14 protein-coding genes are annotated in these 18268 nt (G+C 62.4%); 6 read left to right on the top strand and 8 right to left on the bottom strand.

Annotated elements, in window-relative coordinates; all coding sequences use genetic code 11:
* Nucleotides 1-120 precede the first annotated feature (120 nt).
* Together LG385_RS09330 and LG385_RS09325 are read left to right on the top strand one after the other, a co-directional pair.
* The gene (locus LG385_RS09330) at nucleotides 121-996 is read left to right on the top strand and encodes a bifunctional transcriptional activator/DNA repair enzyme AdaA (protein ID WP_225774027.1); all 876 of its coding nucleotides are present in this window, start codon (nucleotides 121-123) and stop codon (nucleotides 994-996) included.
* Nucleotides 997-1045: 49 nt separating this feature from the next.
* Nucleotides 1046-2395, top strand: a complete 1350-nt coding sequence (locus LG385_RS09325) for a cation:proton antiporter (RefSeq protein WP_225774026.1) — start codon at nucleotides 1046-1048, stop codon at nucleotides 2393-2395.
* Here the strand turns inward: LG385_RS09325 and LG385_RS09320 are convergent.
* From LG385_RS09320 to LG385_RS09290, 7 genes are all read right to left on the bottom strand, one after another.
* The gene (locus tag LG385_RS09320) at nucleotides 2392-3027 is read right to left on the bottom strand and encodes an HAD family hydrolase (RefSeq protein ID WP_225774025.1); all 636 of its coding nucleotides are present in this window, start codon (nucleotides 3025-3027) and stop codon (nucleotides 2392-2394) included. The genes LG385_RS09325 and LG385_RS09320 overlap by 4 nt on opposite strands.
* A gap of 81 nt (nucleotides 3028-3108) precedes the next feature.
* Nucleotides 3109-6186, bottom strand: coding sequence for an error-prone DNA polymerase (locus LG385_RS09315; protein WP_318781390.1), 3078 nt, complete (start codon nucleotides 6184-6186; stop codon nucleotides 3109-3111).
* Complete coding sequence (locus tag LG385_RS09310; protein ID WP_225774023.1) at nucleotides 6183-7598, bottom strand: Y-family DNA polymerase; 1416 nt, start codon at nucleotides 7596-7598, stop codon at nucleotides 6183-6185. The genes LG385_RS09315 and LG385_RS09310 overlap by 4 nt, the downstream gene beginning before the upstream one ends.
* A 7-nt stretch (nucleotides 7599-7605) precedes the next feature.
* Nucleotides 7606-8235, bottom strand: coding sequence for a translesion DNA synthesis-associated protein ImuA (gene imuA / locus LG385_RS09305; RefSeq protein WP_181112007.1), 630 nt, complete (start codon nucleotides 8233-8235; stop codon nucleotides 7606-7608).
* Nucleotides 8232-8852: a transcriptional repressor LexA gene (gene lexA, locus LG385_RS09300; protein WP_225774022.1), complete on the bottom strand. Its 621-nt coding sequence runs from the start codon at nucleotides 8850-8852 to the stop codon at nucleotides 8232-8234. The genes imuA and lexA overlap by 4 nt, the downstream gene beginning before the upstream one ends.
* 15 nt (nucleotides 8853-8867) lie before the next feature.
* On the bottom strand, nucleotides 8868-10322 hold the full coding sequence (locus LG385_RS09295) for a hypothetical protein (RefSeq protein ID WP_225774021.1): 1455 nt from the start codon (nucleotides 10320-10322) through the stop codon (nucleotides 8868-8870).
* Nucleotides 10323-10503: 181 nt separating this feature from the next.
* Nucleotides 10504-11526 (bottom strand): zinc-dependent alcohol dehydrogenase family protein, encoded by a 1023-nt coding sequence (locus LG385_RS09290; RefSeq protein ID WP_181112004.1) that lies wholly within the window; start codon nucleotides 11524-11526, stop codon nucleotides 10504-10506.
* A 203-nt stretch (nucleotides 11527-11729) separates the two neighbouring features.
* Between LG385_RS09290 and LG385_RS09285 the strand changes: the two genes are divergently transcribed.
* From LG385_RS09285 to LG385_RS09270, 4 genes are all read left to right on the top strand, one after another.
* Entirely contained in the window at nucleotides 11730-12644 is a 915-nt protein-coding gene (locus LG385_RS09285; protein ID WP_225774020.1) for a LysR family transcriptional regulator, read from the top strand.
* 270 nt (nucleotides 12645-12914) lie between these two features.
* The gene (locus tag LG385_RS09280; RefSeq protein WP_181112003.1) at nucleotides 12915-13727 is read left to right on the top strand and encodes an endonuclease/exonuclease/phosphatase family protein; all 813 of its coding nucleotides are present in this window, start codon (nucleotides 12915-12917) and stop codon (nucleotides 13725-13727) included.
* Nucleotides 13724-14959 carry a cardiolipin synthase ClsB gene (gene clsB, locus LG385_RS09275; protein ID WP_225774019.1) on the top strand — a complete coding sequence of 412 codons (1236 nt, stop codon included), beginning with the start codon at nucleotides 13724-13726 and terminating at the stop codon, nucleotides 14957-14959. The genes LG385_RS09280 and clsB overlap by 4 nt, the downstream gene beginning before the upstream one ends.
* A gap of 89 nt (nucleotides 14960-15048) precedes the next feature.
* Nucleotides 15049-16026 (top strand): lysylphosphatidylglycerol synthase domain-containing protein, encoded by a 978-nt coding sequence (locus tag LG385_RS09270; RefSeq protein WP_225776204.1) that lies wholly within the window; start codon nucleotides 15049-15051, stop codon nucleotides 16024-16026.
* Here LG385_RS09270 and LG385_RS09265 read toward each other — a convergent pair.
* Entirely contained in the window at nucleotides 16008-18020 is a 2013-nt protein-coding gene (locus tag LG385_RS09265; RefSeq protein WP_225774018.1) for a PAS domain-containing sensor histidine kinase, read from the bottom strand. The two genes, LG385_RS09270 and LG385_RS09265, sit on opposite strands and share 19 nt — an antisense overlap.
* Between the last annotated feature and the right edge of the window lie 248 nt (nucleotides 18021-18268).

Here is an 18268-nt window from a genome sequence, read left to right as displayed (position 1 = left end):
GAATTCTATACTGAGCCGGGCGGGAACACACTTTAATACCGCACGTCACAAGAAACGGAGTGTATGGCTTTGCCCTTCCGGGCGATATTAGGCCTGTACCCGCCAGCCAGAGCCTTCAGCATGAGCACCGACACCCTCCCCTCTGCCCTCCGGCAACGTCACATTGCCCTGGTTACCGAAGCCTGCCGGCAAATCGATGCCAGCGAGCAAGCGCCCCTGCTGAACGACCTTGCAGGCCAGGCCGGGCTCAGCCCGGGCCATTTCCAGCGGGTGTTCAAGGCCGTCACCGGCTTATCGCCCAAGGCCTACGCCCAGGCAGCCCAAGCCCGCAGGGCCCAGGCACAGCTCGACAGTGCCGGTAACGTCACCCAGGCCATCTATGCTGCGGGTTTCAATTCCAACGGCCGCTTTTACGAAAGCGCTCCGGCGCGGCTAGGCATGACCCCTAGTGCGTGGCGCAATGGGGGCACCGGAACTGATATTCACTTCGCAGTAGGGCAATGCAGCCTGGGCGCGATACTGGTGGCCCAAAGCCCCCGGGGGCTGTGCGCCATTCTGTTGGGGGATGACCCGCAGGCACTGCTCGAGCAGTTCCAGGACCGTTTTCCGCAGGCACGGCTTATCGGCGCGGATGAAGCCTTCGAAGCCGTGGTGGCTCAGGTGGTAGGCCTGGTGGAAGCACCGGGGCTGGGGCTGGACCTGCCGCTGGACTTGCGCGGCACGGTGTTCCAGGAGCGTGTGTGGCGAGCACTCCAGGACATCCCCATTGGCGAGACCGTGAGCTATGCGGAGCTGGCCCGGCGGATCGGCGCGCCCACGGCGGTACGCGCGGTGGCCCGGGCTTGCGCGGCCAACAGCCTGGCCGTGGCCATTCCCTGTCACCGGGTGGTACGCAGCGATGGCGGTTTATCGGGCTACCGATGGGGTGTGGAGCGTAAGCAGGCTTTGCTTGAGCTGGAAACGAACAGGCTGGTTTCTAGAATCCGTTCCAACTAACAGCGCGAGACGCAGTCACAAAACTACATACCGTTTCGATTGAGACCTGATGAGTTTTATCACTGCGATCACCATTCTCGGCGCGGTCCTGCTGTTGCTGGCCCTCGCGTCCGCCTACCTGCGCTGGCTGCCTGTTACCACGTCTGCCGTTTGCCTGTTGCTCGGCCTGGCCATCGGCCCGGTTGGGCTGGGGGTCGTCAGCCTGGATATTCGTGAGTCCACCCACTGGCTGGAAAGGCTCACCGAAGCCGCGGTGCTGTTTTCCCTGTTCGGTACCGGGATCAAGCTGCGCCTCTCGTTTGGCCGCAGTGCGTGGCGCTGTGCCTACCTGTTGGCAGGGCCGGTCATGGTGGCCTCTATCATCGGCGTCGCGGTGCTTATCCATTACGCCCTGAACCTGGACTGGGGCGTGTCATTGCTGATCGGCGCAATGCTTGCCCCTACAGATCCGGTACTGGCCAACATGGTCCAGGTCAATAGCGCGCAGGATTTCGACCGTGTTCGTTTTGGCCTCTCCGGTGAGGCCGGGCTGAACGACGGCACGGCCTTCCCCTTTGTATTGTTTGGCCTGCTGCTGATCGGGCACGGCGGATTCGAAGGCGAATGGCTCACTCGGTGGGTACTCAAGGACGTGATCTGGGGCGTAAGCGCGGGTTTGCTGATCGGCTACGGCCTGGGCAGGCTGATCGGGCAATTGATGATTTTCCTCAGGGTGCGTCATCAGGACAGCACCTTGTCGCCCAACGACTTTCTGGCCCTTGCGCTGATCGCGCTGGCGTATTCGGCCGCATGGTACGTAGGTGCCTTCGGTTTTCTCGCGGTGTTCGCCGCCGGGCTAGGGCTGCGCCAGGCCGAGGCACATTCCACCAACTCCGAAGTGCCAGCCGAGCAGCTGACGCACCCCGTTATTGGCCACCATCATTTGCCGGTGGAACACGCGGTGGCCAAGCCCATAGATAGCCTGGCACCGCCTCAACTGGCCGCTGGGGTGATGATGGGCGATATCATGGCCTTCGGCAGTTTGGTGGAAAGGTCCATGGAGGTGCTGCTGATCACGCTGCTCGGTGCGCTGCTATGGGGCTATTGGGACTGGCGTGGCGTGGGGATTGGCCTGGTATTGTTCTGCATCATCCGGCCGCTGGCCGTGTGGTGGCTGGGGGGTGGCCGTGCCCTCCTCAGCCGGCATCAACGTGTGCTGTTGGGCTGGTTCGGCATACGAGGCATCGGTTCGATCTACTACCTATGCTTCGCCCTCCAGCACGGGCTGGCTGATGAAGTGGCCAGAACCTGCACCAGCCTGACACTTACCGTGGTGGCCTTGAGCATCGTCGTGCATGGTGTGAGCACCCAGCCCTTGCTGGACCACTATGAGCGTCGCAACAACCAGTCGGTGGACTAAACCAGTAAACGCGCAACATCGTCGTAGGTTGACGCCAGGTGGAAGCGTGACTCGCCAACGTAGGCACTGAAATCCTCTTCGCCATACCCGGCCACCCAGGTACCCGCAGCCAACCCGGCCTCCACCCCGGCATGGCTGTCTTCCACCAGCAGGCAGCGCTCGGGTGCAAGCTCCAACGTGGCGGCGGCGGCCAGTATCAAGCCCGGCGCTGGCTTCCAGGCGTTCACCTCATAAGCGCTGACAATCCGGCCTTCGAAATAGTCGAGCAGCCCGGCACTGCCCAGGCAGGTCTCGATCTTGTTGCGCGGGCCGTTGGACGCCACGCAACGCGGCAGGCGTAGCTGTCGCACGAACGCCAATGCGCCGGGCATGGGCTGCATGCCTTGCGCGAACCTTGCCAGGCTGACCTCGCGGAATGTCGCCATGAACGGTTCGGCCTCAAGCCAGGGGTACGCTTGGACCAGGCGCGCCGTGAAGACCTTGAACTGCACACCACGAAAGCGCGCCAATACCTCTTCCTGGGGCAAATGGATGTCTCGCTCCACGAGCATTTCCCACAACAGGCCCGCGGCGATGCGCTCGCTGTCCACAAGGGTGCCGTCCGAATCGAAAATCACACCATCAATATTCACGCGCTGGGCTCTCCTTCATTGGCCAGTGAGCTATGACAACGGTACGGCGTCGGTGTTGCGAAGCTGGCCCACCACCCCGCTTCAATGGAAGTCCCGGCTGCGAACATCCAGCCCGGTGAGCAGAGGCGTCATGTCCAGCAAGTTACGCGCAATAAGATGGCACACCTCTCCCTGGCGTTCGAACCGGCCTTGCACTTGTAATAACCGAGCGCCGACCAGGGCCTTGCGCTGCCGTTCGGCCAAGTCGCGCCATACGATCACATTGACCATGCCAAATTCATCTTCAAGGGTAACGAACGTGACACCGCTGGCCGTGCCGGGGCGTTGTCGGCTAGTGACAAGCCCGGTTACGTTGACCGCGCGGCCATGAGCGATATGGGCAAGGTCTCTGGAGCTGCGGCAGCGCCACTTCGCCAACGCACCGCGCAACATGGCCAACGGGTGGCTGCCCAAGGTAGTACCGATCGAGGCATAGTCGGCCAGCAAGTCTTCTCCCGCAGTGGGCACCGGAAGGGAAACGTCCGTATCGGGTACAGGTTCGACCCCTTCGAACAGGGGCAATTGCCGCTCTACGCTGGCCACTTCCCAGCGGGCGCGGTGACGGTTCCCGACCAAGCCCCGCAAGGCGCCTGCATCGGCCAGCAGCTCGCGCGCGCGGCTGTCCAGCCCTGCCCGTAATGCCAGGTCCTGCACGCTGGAGAATGGCGCTGCCTCGCGGGTTTCACTCACGCGCTGCGCGGCCTGCCGGGCAAGACCGCGAATCATCCGCAAGCCCATGCGAATGGCCGGCTGCCCTTCTGCGCAAGGCTCGAGCGTGCAATCCCAGTCGCTATAGCGTACGTCTACCGGCCGCACCTCGATGCCGTGGCGCCGGGCATCCTGCAACACCTGATCCGGGCTGTAGAAGCCCATGGGCCAGCTGTTGACCAAGGCGCAGGCGAACGCTGCGGGTTCGTGGCATTTCAGCCAACTGCTGGCATAGGTGAGCAAAGCAAAGCTGGCGGCGTGGGATTCAGGAAACCCGTAACTGCCAAAGCCCTTGATCTGCTCGAAGATACGTTGGGCAAAAGCTTCGCTATAGCCATTGCGCAACATGCCTTCACGCAGGCGCTGCTGGTGCGGGTCCAGCCCGCCGTGGCGCTTCCAGGCCGCCATTGAGCGGCGCAACTGGTCAGCCTCGCCCGGGGTGTAATCGGCCGCAAGAATAGCCAGCTGCATCACCTGTTCCTGAAACAGCGGCACGCCCAACGTGCGCTTGAACACCGCTTCGAATTCCGGCGACGGGTAGGTGACCTCTTCTTCGTGATTACGGCGACGCAGGTAAGGGTGCACCATGTCACCCTGTATGGGGCCGGGGCGCACGATCGCCACCTCGATCACCAGGTCGTAGAAATTGCGCGGCTTGAGGCGGGGCAACATTGCCATTTGCGCCCGGGATTCTATCTGGAACACCCCTACCGTATCGGCCTTGCCGATCATGTCGTAGGTCGCCGCGCAATCGGCGGGCACCGATGCCAGGGTGAGGTGACGGCCGCGGTAGTGCTTTACCAGGTCGAAGCAGCGACGGATCGCGGTCAGCATGCCCAGGGCAAGGATATCGACCTTCAACAGGCCAACCATGTCCAGGTCGTCTTTGTCCCACTGAATGACGGTGCGGTCATCCATGGCGGCGTTTTCCACTGGCACCAGAGTTTGCAACGGGTGTTCCGAAATCACGAAACCGCCAGGGTGCTGGGACAGGTGGCGAGGGAAGCCTATCAGCTCGCCGGTGAGGGTGAGCACCCGGCGCAGCACCGGGCTGGCAGGGTCGAAACCGGCTTCGGCGAGCCGCTCTGGCGATGGCAGTGCGTCGCTGAAGCGCCCTACGCAACTGGCCAGCGCATTCACCTGGTCCGGGGGCAGCCCAAGGGCCTTGGCCACATCCCGCACGGCCCCCGCAGCCCGGTAGGTGCTGGCGATGGCCGTGAGCGCTGCCCGATGGCGGCCATACCGGTTGAACACGTACTGGATGACTTCTTCACGCCGCTCATGCTCAAAATCCACGTCGATGTCTGGCGGTTCGTTGCGCTCGCGTGAGATGAAGCGTTCGAACAACATGCTGGTATGGGCCGGGTCGATCGCGGTAATGCCCAGCGCAAAGCATACGGCAGAGTTCGCGGCGGACCCCCGCCCCTGGCACAGGATGCCTTGGCGCCTGGCGAAGTCGACGATGTCATGCACGGTCAGGAAATAGGATTCATAGGCAAGGTCGGCGATGATCTCCAGCTCACGCTCCAGCATGGTTCGCACCAGCGCCGGGATACCCTCTGGCCAGCGCTCGGCCGCGCCGCGCTCGGTCAAGGTACGCAGCCATGCCGTGGGGGTTTGGCCAGCGGGCACCACTTCATGGGGGTACTGGTAGCGCAGCTGGCCAAGGTCGAAGCGGCATCGCTCGGCGATGTGCACGGTTTCGGCCAGCAAGGCTGGTGGATATAGCTCGGCGAGCTGCGCCAGGCTGCGTAAATGACGCTCGCCATTGGGGAACAGCCACTGGCCCGCCTCGGCAACGCTGACATGATGACGCACGGCGGTAAGGGTATCCTGCAGCGCCCGCCGCCCGCGAGCATGCATGTGCACATCACCGCTGGCCACGCAACGGATGCCCAGTTTGACGGCCAAGGCCTGCAGATGCGCCAGGCGCCGGGTGTCATCGGCACTGCGGTGCAATTCCACCGCCAGCCACAAGCGATCGCCGAACAGCTGTTGCAGCCACTGGCCGTGCTCGATCTTCAACTCAGGCGAAGGCAGCCACAGGGCCAATAGCCCGGACAGGTCTACCTTTTGATAATCACTGGCCAGGGAACGGTAACTGCCCTTCTCGGCACGCCGCCGCGCCAAAGTGATCAAGTGGCACAACGCTTGATACCCGCCCAGATCGCTTACCAGTACGACCAGCCGCGCACCGTTGTCCACCTGGATCTCGCTGCCCACCAGCAAGGGCACCGAGCATTCCCGGGCCGCCTGCCATGCCCGAACAATGCCGGCCAAGGTGCATTCATCGGTAATGGCCAGCGCGCGGTAGCCATGCCGGCGGGCCCGGGTGAACAGCTCCAGGGCGGTAGATGCGCCCCGCTGAAAGCTGAAACTGGACAGGCAGTGCAGCTCGGCATACCCAGTCATCCGAACCACCCCTGCAACCACCAGCTGTCATCGCTCACAGCCTTGTAGGCCCAGGCTTGCCGCCCCGAGGCCAGGCGCAAGCGGAAGTAGTCGCGGCGCACATCGCCACCGTCCCACCATCCGCTTTCAATCCGTTCCGGGCCGGAAAGCGATTGCCAGCGCCCGTCGGAAAGTGGCTCCGGGCTGGGCAACAACCAGCCAGGCCGCAAGGGCGCAGGGCCGGCGTGCAGCGCAAGCCCAGGGGTGTCCTCCAATGCCCAGGCACGCTCGGGGCGATGGTCGGCCAGGTAACGAAGGCAGGCCACGGCGTCGTCACCCAGGCGGGCGCGCAGGCGTTCACGCAGCTGTTCCCAACCCTGCCCGGCGGCCAGCCTCGCCTCGAACAACCCATGCGCCACCGGGACATACGCCGGCAGCTCTCTGGCCACCAGGCGTACATTACGTACCGGCCGGGTAACCTGTACCGGCTCCAGGCGGCCACGGGTGAGTTCGAACAGCAGGTTGGGGTCCCGCTCCGCCGTGAGCAGCCCTACCCGAACCTGGGTATCCGCGCCCTCGGCGTGCTCCAGGTGAACCACAAACCGTTGCACCCCGCCATCACGGCTGGCCAGAAACACACCCAGATCGTTGATCAGTCGCCGTAACGGAAACAGCAAGGCCTCGGTGGATTCCACATCGAAATTGAGCTCTATACGGCAGTCGAAACCTTCTGGTAATGCAAAGAACTCCAGCGCTTGGGGCCGTAGCCCCTGCAACAGATCCAGCTGCATGAGCAATTGGGCCGGGAACCGTCGTGCCAACGCCGCGCGCTCAAGCCGCAGCAATTGGCCAACCTTGCGCAGCCCCATGCGCATAAGTGCCGTTGCCTGCTCTTTGGCCAGGCCAATCCGGTCTACGGGCATTTGGGCCAATAGGGCCTGCAGCTGGGTAGGGGACGTGACCGCAAGGCCATCGTGCACATTGGCCAGCATTCGGGCGGCCACGGGGTTGGTGGCCAGCACGATACGGTGCGCGAACCCCATGGCACGCAGCTCACTGCGCAACCGTGCCTCGAATGCCGGCCATGGCCCGAACAACCCCATGCCTGAGGCAACCTCCAGCAACAGCGCGCGAGGAAAATGCAGGCTTACCTGCGAGCTGTAGCGATAGCCCCAGGCGGCGAGCAATTGCTGGGCCTGGCCTACCTGGCTAAGGTCGTAGTCCACCAGATGGAAATCACGGCTAAGCGCATGCGCCGCGCTCAGGCTTTGCCCAGGGCGCAGGCCAAGCGCCCGGGCTGCGGGGTTGACCGCGCGCAGCACGCGCCGTTGGGAAGGGCCACTGACCAACGCCAGAGGCGCCAGCGGGTCAGGTTGATGGCGCAACACCACGTCCAGCGCCAACTGGGGAAACAGGATACAGGCCCAGAGCATGGCGACCTCAGGCGTTGGCCAACCAAGGGATAGGGCGAGCCGGCGGCAAACCACCGCGGCATTTGAGAATGGTCCAGCCAGCAGGCTCCGGGGCGATCGCCAGGCGAAGCGCGGCCGGTGACGGATTGGCCGCCGCCTGGCTGCCGCGCAATATGAACCCCAACGCCTGGCCTGCCTCGGCGGCTACCTGCAGCCGACGCAAGGCGCGATCATCGACCTGCCCCGCCCAGCACATGACTGCCGCGCAGCTACCGGAACGCAGGCATTGCTCAGCTGCCCACAACGCTTCCTTGCCTTCAGCCCGCACCAGAGTCAGCCAGCCCAGGTCTACCCCGGCGGCCAGCCAGGCCTGGGGGTTGGGTATGAACGGCGGCGCGACCAATACCACGCGCTCGGCGGCCTGTGTAAGGCGGGCCAGGGTTGGCCACAGTAATTGCAATTCGCCGCAACCGGTGAACGGTATAAGGATTTCGCTCAAGGCCCCGGGCGGCCAGCCGCCTGAGGGCAAGGCCTGATCCAACTGGGCATGCCCTGTGGGTTGGGCGGGGGTTGTGGGCTGTTCGCCTTGGGTATTGCTGCCTTTCCAGACACGGCGCGTGCCCAGCAGGCCATCGAGGCTTACAACGGCCGCGCTCATCGCCGCACCAGCCCGCAGAAGATACCTTCGATCACCAGATCGCGATCGGGAGCTACTTCAATTGGCGTGTAGGCAGGGTTGCGGGGCAACAGCCTCACACCTTCAAGGCTGTGTTCGAAGCGCTTGATGGTGACCTCGCCATCCAGCCTGGCGACCACGATCTGCCCGTTGCGAGCCTCCTGCAGCCGCTGCACACCCACCAGGTCTCCGTCCAGAATGCCGTCTTCAAGCATCGAATCGCCCTGCACTTCCAGCAGGTAATCCGGCACACGAGAGAACAGCCGCACGTCCAATGCCAGGTGGTCATGCACACCCACATCCGGATCGATCGGTAACCCCGCCGCGACACGCCCCATCAAGGGTACCTGGACAAGTTCGGCACGGCCGGCCTGCGCTACCAGCCGGATACCGCGCGCCTGGTGGGCCTGGACCTCGATATGCCCGGCCTCGGCCAGCGCCACAATGTGCTTGCGGGCAACACTACGCGAGGCAAAGCCAAAGGCCTCGCTTATCTCGGCGAGGCTGGGTGATTGACCGTGCAAAGCGATGCGCTCACGAATGAATGCAAGGACAGCGCGGCGACGTGGAGAAAGAATGTTTGTTTTCATGGAGTACATTTGTACTCCAGCGGGTTATCCGTGACCAGCCCCTTTTGTCGATTGCCCCTGTCGCCCTGAGCCAAGGCCATGTGTAGTTCGCCCCGCCAGCGAGGCGGCATGGCAACTGCAGGGGCCAGGCAGCACTGCGCCCGGGCGGCCATGCTGCCCACTTCCCTTGGCAACGCTTGCATAAAGTTGACGTAACATCGGCAGTGGCAAACCGGATACCCGCTGCAGCCACCCTATAGCCTCGGCGGAGCCGATCTGGCCTTCGAGGGCCTGGCGTAGCTGACTTTCACGATGCAGCTTATCGGGGTGGCAGCATTCCAGAAACGCTTTCAAACCCGCACCCCGGTCAACGAACGGCTTGAAGATCAAGCAGCACAGTTGCTCTTCGTTCATGCCATAACGCTCTTCTGAATGCAGCTGCAGGCGATACGCCTGGCTGTCGATGGCGCGCTCACCCAGGCAAGCGGCACGCAACCCTGCCAGTTTGCGTACAGGCACCCCTTCCTTGCGCAAACGGTCGAAGCGGGGGCGTAACCACGCCACAAGCCCTGAAGCGGCATCCTCGCCGTTGAGGTGTTTCGCCGCCAAGGCAGACAGGTGGGCCCCAAGCAGGTAATCCCTGCAGTCCAGTGCATCGCTTCGCAGGGAAAACGGGTCGAGCTGCATGCCCAGGCACTGCATCGCTTGTTCCCAGCGCACCTTGGGGCTGGTGGAAAGAAACGCTTGCACGTTCAAGGCTGTGGCCAAGGCCTGGTCCGGGTGCTGCCCTGGCGAAGCGCCTTCCATCAGCCCAGCTACCTTGTGCAACCAAGCCGGCACCGGCTGGCGCTCATCAGGGCCAAGACCCCCTGCCTTGCGCAACAAGCGCCGAGCTCGAGCGTATTGACGCAACAGGCTGGCGAGCGGCTGGGCCATTACGAGCACGTTGGACCGCTGACTACCCTCAAGCGCCAGCAGCAGCAAACGAGCAGTGCCGATGATGCAGTGCTTGCGTTCGAGACCAATGCCGGCCGGGCCCGCATGGACCGAACCCAGCAAGGCCTTTGCAGTACCTACTTGCGCCACGCGGCCCGGTTCGGCGCGATCGTAGGGGCGCAAGGCCGTGCCATCTACCGCCAGTACTTCGACCCGTTCATCTTCATGCAGGAACAGTGCGGCGCAGGCGCGCTGTACGTTACCGTGGTCGACGGTACTCATACCCGGGTGCAAGGGCACGGCCACGCGCAACCGGAACGTTTGCCCCTGTGCCTCGGCCAACAGCAACTGGGCCCCGCGCAGCAGCGCCATTGTGAGCAAGCCATCCCGATCACCCGCGCACATCACCACCAGGCGAGCCTGCTCCAACTGAGGGAAGCGGCGACCCAACCATTCGGCCAGCCGCAGCATTGCATGCCGTTGTGACTCGCCATGGGCATTGACAAGGCGCTGCAGCACTTGGCGATAGATGCTGGCCAGGGCTTGTTGGTGTATTTCGCTCATGAGTCCTCCGCAGGCGACCCGCTTTCTTGGTAGCGGATTCAGCGCGCCGAAGGATAGCCATACCGGCCCGCCCGAGCAGCGGGTCGAACCGGAAGATTACTGAAGGAAAAATCTCAAGAGACTGTAGGAGAAGCCGGTACACGGCAGTGGGCTGCAATGGCAGCCCGGCAGCAGTCACGCATTACGCGGATGTTATTTCCAACACGGCCCGGCCGCTGCACGGGCAGTCGTCCATATAGCGGTGGGCCTCCACTACCTGCTCGAACGCGAACACCCGAGTTGGCTGAGGTGTAAGCACGCGATCAGCCGTGAGCTGGTTGATCTGTACAAGGGCCTGGCGCACTGCTTCGGCATCCTGAGGGATCCCCAGCTCCGGCTTACCGGTGAAATTACCCAGGCAATGCACATGGAACTGAATGTTCTTCTGGAACGCCGCACACGCCGGGAACGGGGTCTGGTTCCCGCCTTGCAAACCATAAAGCACCAGCGTACCGCGCGGCGCCAGTACATCGCCGAGCAAAGACATTTGCGGCCCGCCCAGCCCGTCGAACACCATATTGACGCCTTTGCCATCGGTGTACTTGTTGATCTGCATGAGCAGGTCCTGATCATCGGTGACGATCACCTTATGCGCACCCAGCGCAAGCAATGCTTCGCGCTGCGTTTCATTGCGGGTGGCCGCGATGACATTCACACCCAGCGCCTTGCCCAGTTGCACGAACGCCGGGCCCGAGCAATGGCTGGCATCAGTGATGAGCGCGGTCTGGCCAGGCTGGGCATGGGCCAGCTTCACGTAAGCGAACCAGGCGACCAGCAAGGGCGTGTAGTGAACGGCCGCCTGCGTCGGCGTCAGCAGATCCGGGTATCGGGTGAGTGCTGCCGCGGGCATGACCACCTGCTCCCCGCACGCCGGATAGTCGTTGGCGCTGGTGGCGGGGAAGCTTGCCACGCGATCGCCTGGCTTGAACTCGGTCACGCCGGTGCCGACGGCACTGACTACCCCGGCCATTTCATGGCCAATGCCAGCTGGCAGACGTGCCTGGGAGGGGGCCAGATTCTGCCGCCAAAGCACGTCAAACCACGATATGCCAATGGCAGCGACCTGTACCTGCACCTCGCCCGGCCCTGGTAGCCGAGGCTCGAGCGCTTCGCACTTGAGCACGTCGGCAGGGCCAAACTTGTGAAAACGGATTGTGCGGGACATCGCTAACCTCGTCTGATCACTTCTATTACCACGTAGGTTATCCGGGCTTTGCCCACATCACCACCGAGGGAAATTGATAGTCAACATGCCTAATATTGATCCTCGATTCAATCTCTATAGCGGCGATTTAATATTTGACGTACACCGCGGCAATCATTCCCCGTACTATCTCCAGCGCCCCGACCTCTGCCTGAGCGATCCAGATGAATCGTAACGACCTTCGCCGCGTCGACCTCAATTTACTGATTGTCTTTGAAACCCTGATGCATGAACGCAGCGTAACCCGCGCCGCAGAGAAGCTTTTTCTCGGCCAGCCGGCCATCAGCGCTGCCCTTTCGCGCCTGCGCAACCTCTTCGATGATCCGTTGTTCGTGCGCACTGGCAGAAGCATGGAGCCCACGGCGCGCGCCACCGAAATCTTCGGGCTGCTGTCCCCTGCCCTGGATTCGATCTCCACGGCAGTAAGCCGCGCCGCCGAGTTTGATCCGGCCACCAGCACGGCAGTGTTCCGGGTGGGCTTATCCGATGACGTTGAATTTGCATTGTTGCCGCAACTGCTCAAGCGGTTGCGGGCAGAAGCGCCGGGCATCGTGCTGGTAGTGCGGCGGGTCAATTACATTCTGATGCCGGCGTTGCTTGCTTCCGGGGAAATCTCGGTGGGCGTGAGCTACACCAACGAGCTGCCCGCCAATGCCAAGCGCAAGGTATTGCGCCGAAGCAAGCCACGCCTGCTGAGGGCCGACACCATGCCGGGGCCGATCAGCCTGGATGATTTCTGTGATCGGCCGCATGCGTTGGTGTCCTATGCGGGCGACCTCAGCGGCTTCATCGACACCACCTTGGAAAAGCTGGGCCGCAAGCGCCACGTGGTGCTCGCCGTGCCTCAGTTCAATGGGTTGGGTACCTTGTTGGCCGGTACGGATATTGTGGCCACCGTGCCGGACTACACCGCCGATGCGCTCACCGCAGCGGGCGGGCTGCGCGCCGAGGAACTGCCTATGGAAATGGAAACCTTCGAACTTCACATGGCCTGGCGTGGCTCGCAGGACAACGACCCCAGCGAGCGCTGGCTACGCTCGCGGTTGCAGATGTTCTTTGGAGATCCGGATAGCCTGTGAACGGACTTGAATAGTCACGTCTGACGAACAGCATCCATAAGCGACCTCAAGCTCAGAAATGGCAGTTAAATCACGATATATGGGATTTAAAAAGGAGAGCCGTTTGCCTGACTACGCCTGCTCGACAGCTGCCTACCGGAGCCATGCTTAACCACTACCGCTCCTGGAACGCCAGCGCCATGCCCTACCTCCCGCCCCGCGCTGAACCATCCAACCCTCTGAAAGTCCGACTATGAGGACTTTTCAACCAGGATTTGGGGAGCTTGGCCGATGGCGACACAGGATTTCCGGCCGCTGGATGAGCAGGTCACGGCTGCGGACGTGCTTCCACAGGAAGCCCCGCCGGTGCATGCGCTGCACATCCTTACCGTGAACATGCACAAGGGTTTCAGCCCACTGAATCGCCGCTTTGTACTGCCCGAGCTGCGCGAAGCGGTGCGCGCGACCTCTGCCGACGTGGTGTTTCTCCAGGAGGTACTGGGTGTGCACCGGCGGCATGGCGAGCGCTACGATAACTGGAGCGATGTACCGCAATACGAATTCCTGGCCGACAGCATGTGGCCGGTGTTCGCCTATGGGCGTAACGCGGTGTACCCGGACGGCGACCATGGCAATGCGCTCCTGTCCAAATTCCCCATCCTCCATTACCAGAACCACGACGTCAGTGTCGCCGGCCAGGAAGAGCGCGGGCTGCTTCATTCTGTACTGGCCGTGCCGGGGCAACCGCCGGTGCACACCATTTGCGTTCACCTGGGCCTGCGCGAGCAACAGCGTCAGGAACAGCTTCGCTTGCTGTGTCGATTACTCGAGGGCCTGCCGGAAAACGAGCCCGTGATCGTCGCTGGTGATTTCAATGACTGGCGTCAACAGGCCAGCAAGCTGTTGGCTGGCTGCGGCTTGCGTGAGGCCTTTGCTGAGGCCCATGGCTCGCCGGCGCGCAGTTTCCCGGCGCGGCTGCCGTTATTGCGCCTGGACCGCATTTACCTGCGTAACGCCACAGCGCATGCGCCGCTGGCATTGTCTCGCAAACCCTGGTCGCATTTGTCTGACCATGTGCCCCTGGCTGTGGAGGTACGCCTGTGACTGAGCAATGGCGGAGCAACAACCAGATACAGCTGCTGATCAACGGGGAAGAATTCTATCCGAGCGTATTCCAGGCCATCGCCCAGGCCCGAGAGGAAGTGTTGATCGAAACCTTCATCCTGCGGGATGACAAGGTGGGGCTGGAGCTGCATCAGGTGCTCACCGAGGCAGCCGCCCGTGGGGTGCGAATTGAGGTGCTGGTGGACGGCTATGGCAGCGCGGACCTGTCGCCTTCTACCCTGAGCGCCCTTTCGGAAGCCGGCGTGCGGGTGCTGGCGTTTGACCCGAGCAAGCCCATGCTAGGCATGCGAACCAACCTGTTCCGTCGGCTTCACCGCAAGATTGTGGTCGTCGATGGAGAGATCGGTTTCGTTGGCGGTATCAACTTCTGCGCGGACCACCTGGGTGACTTCGGCCCCATGGCCAAGCAGGACTACGCCGTGCAAGTACGTGGGCCGATCGTTGCCGACCTGCACAAGGCCTCGCTGGCCCTGATGGACGAAACCAGCCGTATTACCCGGCACCACAAGCCTTGGTTGACCGAACGGGTGCCGTTGGAAGCCGACAGTGCTCACGCAAAAATGCTGCTGAGCATCCGCGACAACAAAAACCACACCGACGATATCGAAACCCACTACCTCAACGCCATCAAAGCCGCCCGAGAGCGAATCATCATCGCCAATGCCTATTTCTTTCCGGGCTACCGTGTGCTTCGCGAGCTACGCAATGCGGCCCGACGCGGGGTAGAAGTGACGCTTATTCTTCAGGGCATGCCAGATATGCCGCTGGTACGGCTGTGCTCAAGGCTGCTGTACAACTACCTCCTGCGCGATGGGGTGGTGATACGCGAGTACACAACCCGGCCACTGCATGGCAAGGTGGCCTTGGTCGACCACCACTGGTCAACGGTCGGCTCCAGCAATCTCGACCCGCTCAGCCTGTCACTCAACCTGGAAGCCAACCTGGTAATTGATGACACGGCATTCAACGAGCGCCTTTACACCCACCTGGCGCAGCTCGCCAAAGAAGAATCCAAGAGCATTACCCTGCAACGGGTGCTGCGCGGTTACTGGTGGCGCGCGCCTTTGATCTTCCTCAGTTTTCACTTCCTGCGCCATTTCCCTGCCTGGATTGGCCTGCTGCCTGCACACTCCCCCCGGCTCAAACCCTGGACAACCGTAAATGAAACGGCCCCGGGCGATACCCCACTGAACGCGGAGAAAAGCGCATGAACCCCTCCGTCGATCCCGCAGCTACCAATCAAGTACGCGATGGTCAGCCCAAACGTCGCTCCAAGGTATGGTTATGGACCAAGCGCTTGATGACCTGGAGTTGCTTCATCCTGGTGCCAGTGCTGTTGTTCATGCTTGTACGTAATCTTGACTGGCAGGAAGTCGTGCATGCGCTCAAGTCTTACAAGCTGAGCACGCTGTTGCTCGGTGGCGCATTGGCCTTGGTGAGCTACATGGTATTCAGCAGCTACGACCTGCTATCCCGACGTTATACCGGCCACCGCCTGCCCACGACCAAGGTATTGCCCCTGGCCTTCGTGTGCTACGCCTTCAATCTCAACCTCAGCTCCTGGGTGGGCGGCATTGCCCTGCGCTATCGGCTATACGGCAAGCTGGGCCTGAGCGTCGCAACCATTACGAAGATCCTCAGCCTTGGCTTGGTCACCAATTGGCTGGGCTACTTGCTGCTGGGCGGTGTGGTCTTCGCAATGGGACTGCCGGCGCTTCCGGACAGCGTGAAAATAGGGTCTACCGGGCTGCGCCTGATCGGCGCTGCAATGGTCGCGACTGGCGTTGCTTACCTTTTGGCATGCCGGTTCGCTAAACGGCGCACGTGGACGATACGCAAGCAGGAAGTCACGCTGCCGTCCTTCCGCTTCGCCGCGCTCCAGGCCGCTACAGGCGCACTGAACTGGTCGTTGATGGGGGCGCTGATTTTTACCCTGCTGCCAGAAAAGGTTGACTACCTCACCGTGCTGGCCATCCTGCTGATCAGCAGTATTGCCGGGGTGATTACCCACATACCCGCCGGGCTGGGAGTACTGGAAACCATCTTCATTTCCCTGCTGCAGGGGCAGTATTCAAAGGGTGCGCTTCTGGCTGCGCTGATTGCCTATCGGGCGTTGTATTTTCTGGTACCGCTGGCAATCGCCTGCGTGGTGTATCTGGTGCTGGAACGCAAGACCCGCCGCGGCGGAACGCCTGAGCCTGCGGACAACGATGAACAGCCCGGCAAGGAAACCGCCGCTGCGCCAGACAAGGGCAAAGGTTATTCCGCAGCGGGTTGACGGAGCATCTGCGCAACCCGCCGGGCAAAATCGTTAAGCACAAAGGGCTTGGTGACGATCTCCATGCCCGACCGGAGCAGCGCGGGCCCCAGGGCGGACTGTTCTGCGTACCCCGTAATGAAAAGCACCGGAAGGTGAGGTTTTATGGCGCGGGCCGCTTCGGCGACCTGACGCCCATTCAGCCCCCCTGGCAGGCCGATATCGGTGATCACCAAGGCCACCTGCGGCGTACGGCCCAATGCGGCAAGGCCACCGGCACCGTCTTCGGCGCACACTACGTGATACCCCAACCCCTCCAGCGTTTCGCTTACCAGATCACGAATGGCCGCTTCGTCATCAATGAGCAGGATACATTCGCCTTTCGCAGTCGGCTGCGCCATCGCTACCGGAGGTTCCTCAGATGTGGGTGCCAGTGCTTCGCTGTATCGAGGCAGATAGATACTCACCCGGGTACCCGTGCCAGGATTGGAAGCGATACTCACAGTACCGCCTGACTGGCGGGCAAAGCCATACACCATCGACAACCCCAGGCCGGTACCCTGCCCCAGGGGTTTGGTGGTGAAAAACGGATCGAACACCTTCGAAAGTACGTCTGCCGTCATGCCGTGGCCGGTATCTGTGACGCTGATGGCCACGTAATCTCCGGGAGCCAATGCTTCCACACCGGCCGACGTGCTCACCTGTGCATGCGCAGTACACGTGAGCGTGAGTGTGCCGCCCTCTGGCATGGCGTCGCGGGCATTGATGCACAGGTTGAGCAGCGCGCTTTCCAATTGGTTAGGGTCGGCAAGTACACACCAAGGCTCAAGGCCGAATGCTTGCTCGCAGTGGATGTGAGGCCCCAAAGTTTGCCGGATAAGGGCTTCCAAGCCTTCTATCAACGCAGGGACGGCGACGGGGCGGGCATCCAGTGTTTGCCTGCGGGCAAACGCCAGCAACCGGTGGGTCAGCGTGGCCGCTCGGTCCGCAGCGCCACGGGCTGCGGCGATATAGCGCCTGAGCTGATCCACACGCCCCTGCTCGATACGCCGGTCCATAAGTTCAAGGCTGCCGGAGATGGCGGTCAGCAGGTTATTGAAGTCATGAGCCAGCCCACCTGTCAGCTGGCCGACCGCTTCCATTTTCTGGCTGTGCCGCAGTAGCGTCTCGGTCTGCTCCAACGCGGCGGCACGCTCGCGCTCCACCGTGACGTCGCGCCCCACGGCATTGAAAAATCCGCCACCCGGCACAGCCGCCCAGTTGATCCAGCGATAGCCGCCACGCTTGTGCCGCAAGCGGCAATCCATATCCCGCAAAGGATGGCCGGCAGCCAGGTCGCGTGCGGCCTGTTCACATACCGCAACGTCTTCGGGATGAAGCAGCTCAAGCACATTCATGCCGAGCAGCTCCAACTCCGGCCGGCCCAGTACTGTTTCCCATGCAGGGTTGGCGGCCGTGATCGTAAGGTCGCTTCGCGTCACCAGCATGATGTCCGTGGACAATTGCCAAAGGCGATTGCGGTCGGCGGTGCGCTCTGCAACCTCTCGCTCGAAGCGATGGGCCAGGCTTTTAAGCTCTCCCTCGGCCTGTACCGTTGCCGTGGTTTCAATGATGGTGGCCAGCACCCCGAGCACGACACCGTGCCCATCGCGCAGGGGGCTGAAACAAAAGGTGTACCACGCAGGTTCCCGACGCCCGTTACGCTCCACGGGCAGGCAATGATTGAGCCCGTGGCAGGCTTCCCCGGCGAATGCCCGCCGCACTGCGGAAGCCAATCGTGCCCCGGCGTGAGGCCAGAGCCGCTCAAGCGTGCGTTCGACTACGGGGGCTCCGTGCCCCAACAGGTCTGCGAACGCATCGTTATGGAAGGTGTACTGCTCCGCGCCCCAGATGAGGCATTGGGGGAACCGGCAACCCAGCAGGTTGATCAGGCTGCACCGAACGACTTCAGGCCAGTGTGGCCACGGGCCCGGCTCACTACCCTGCCACGGATAATGCCGAATGCGATCACTCATGACCCCCTGTGAATATGGAAACGACAGCTGTTCTGTGTAGGGCATGACCGGCTCTGCGCGCGATAAACCCGGTCATTCTTGATCATCCCCGTACTGATCGCAACGGATAGGATCCTATCAAAAGCGCCTTTGCCCTCTTTCCTACACCGTAACGGTGCACCCCCTACCCAACCAGTCCCCCAGCGGTCCGTGGCCTGGGCCAATGCTGCGGCTAACCTGCTGCCGGGCTCATACCAATAGGATCATTT

Source organism: Pseudomonas sp. Marseille-Q5115 (genome assembly GCF_916618905.1).
GTDB classification, from domain to species: domain Bacteria; phylum Pseudomonadota; class Gammaproteobacteria; order Pseudomonadales; family Pseudomonadaceae; genus Aquipseudomonas; species Aquipseudomonas japonica_A.
Note: the sequence above shows the minus strand (reverse complement) of the source record. Positions and strands in the feature narration are given on the sequence as shown.

Excerpts from the sequence above, each read along its gene's own strand:
- LG385_RS09330 (WP_225774027.1), top strand. The coding sequence starts at position 121 with ATGAGCACCGACACCCTCCCCTCTGCCCTCCGGCAACGTCACATTGCC.
- LG385_RS09325 (WP_225774026.1), top strand. The coding sequence starts at position 1,046 with ATGAGTTTTATCACTGCGATCACCATTCTCGGCGCGGTCCTGCTGTTG.
- LG385_RS09315 (WP_318781390.1), bottom strand. The coding sequence starts at position 6,186 with ATGACTGGGTATGCCGAGCTGCACTGCCTGTCCAGTTTCAGCTTTCAG.
- LG385_RS09310 (WP_225774023.1), bottom strand. The coding sequence starts at position 7,598 with ATGCTCTGGGCCTGTATCCTGTTTCCCCAGTTGGCGCTGGACGTGGTG.
- imuA (WP_181112007.1), bottom strand. The coding sequence starts at position 8,235 with ATGAGCGCGGCCGTTGTAAGCCTCGATGGCCTGCTGGGCACGCGCCGT.
- lexA (WP_225774022.1), bottom strand. The coding sequence starts at position 8,852 with ATGTACTCCATGAAAACAAACATTCTTTCTCCACGTCGCCGCGCTGTC.
- LG385_RS09295 (WP_225774021.1), bottom strand. The coding sequence starts at position 10,322 with ATGAGCGAAATACACCAACAAGCCCTGGCCAGCATCTATCGCCAAGTG.
- LG385_RS09290 (WP_181112004.1), bottom strand. The coding sequence starts at position 11,526 with ATGTCCCGCACAATCCGTTTTCACAAGTTTGGCCCTGCCGACGTGCTC.
- LG385_RS09285 (WP_225774020.1), top strand. The coding sequence starts at position 11,730 with ATGAATCGTAACGACCTTCGCCGCGTCGACCTCAATTTACTGATTGTC.
- LG385_RS09280 (WP_181112003.1), top strand. The coding sequence starts at position 12,915 with ATGGCGACACAGGATTTCCGGCCGCTGGATGAGCAGGTCACGGCTGCG.
- LG385_RS09270 (WP_225776204.1), top strand. The coding sequence starts at position 15,049 with ATGACCTGGAGTTGCTTCATCCTGGTGCCAGTGCTGTTGTTCATGCTT.
- LG385_RS09265 (WP_225774018.1), bottom strand. The coding sequence starts at position 18,020 with ATGAGTGATCGCATTCGGCATTATCCGTGGCAGGGTAGTGAGCCGGGC.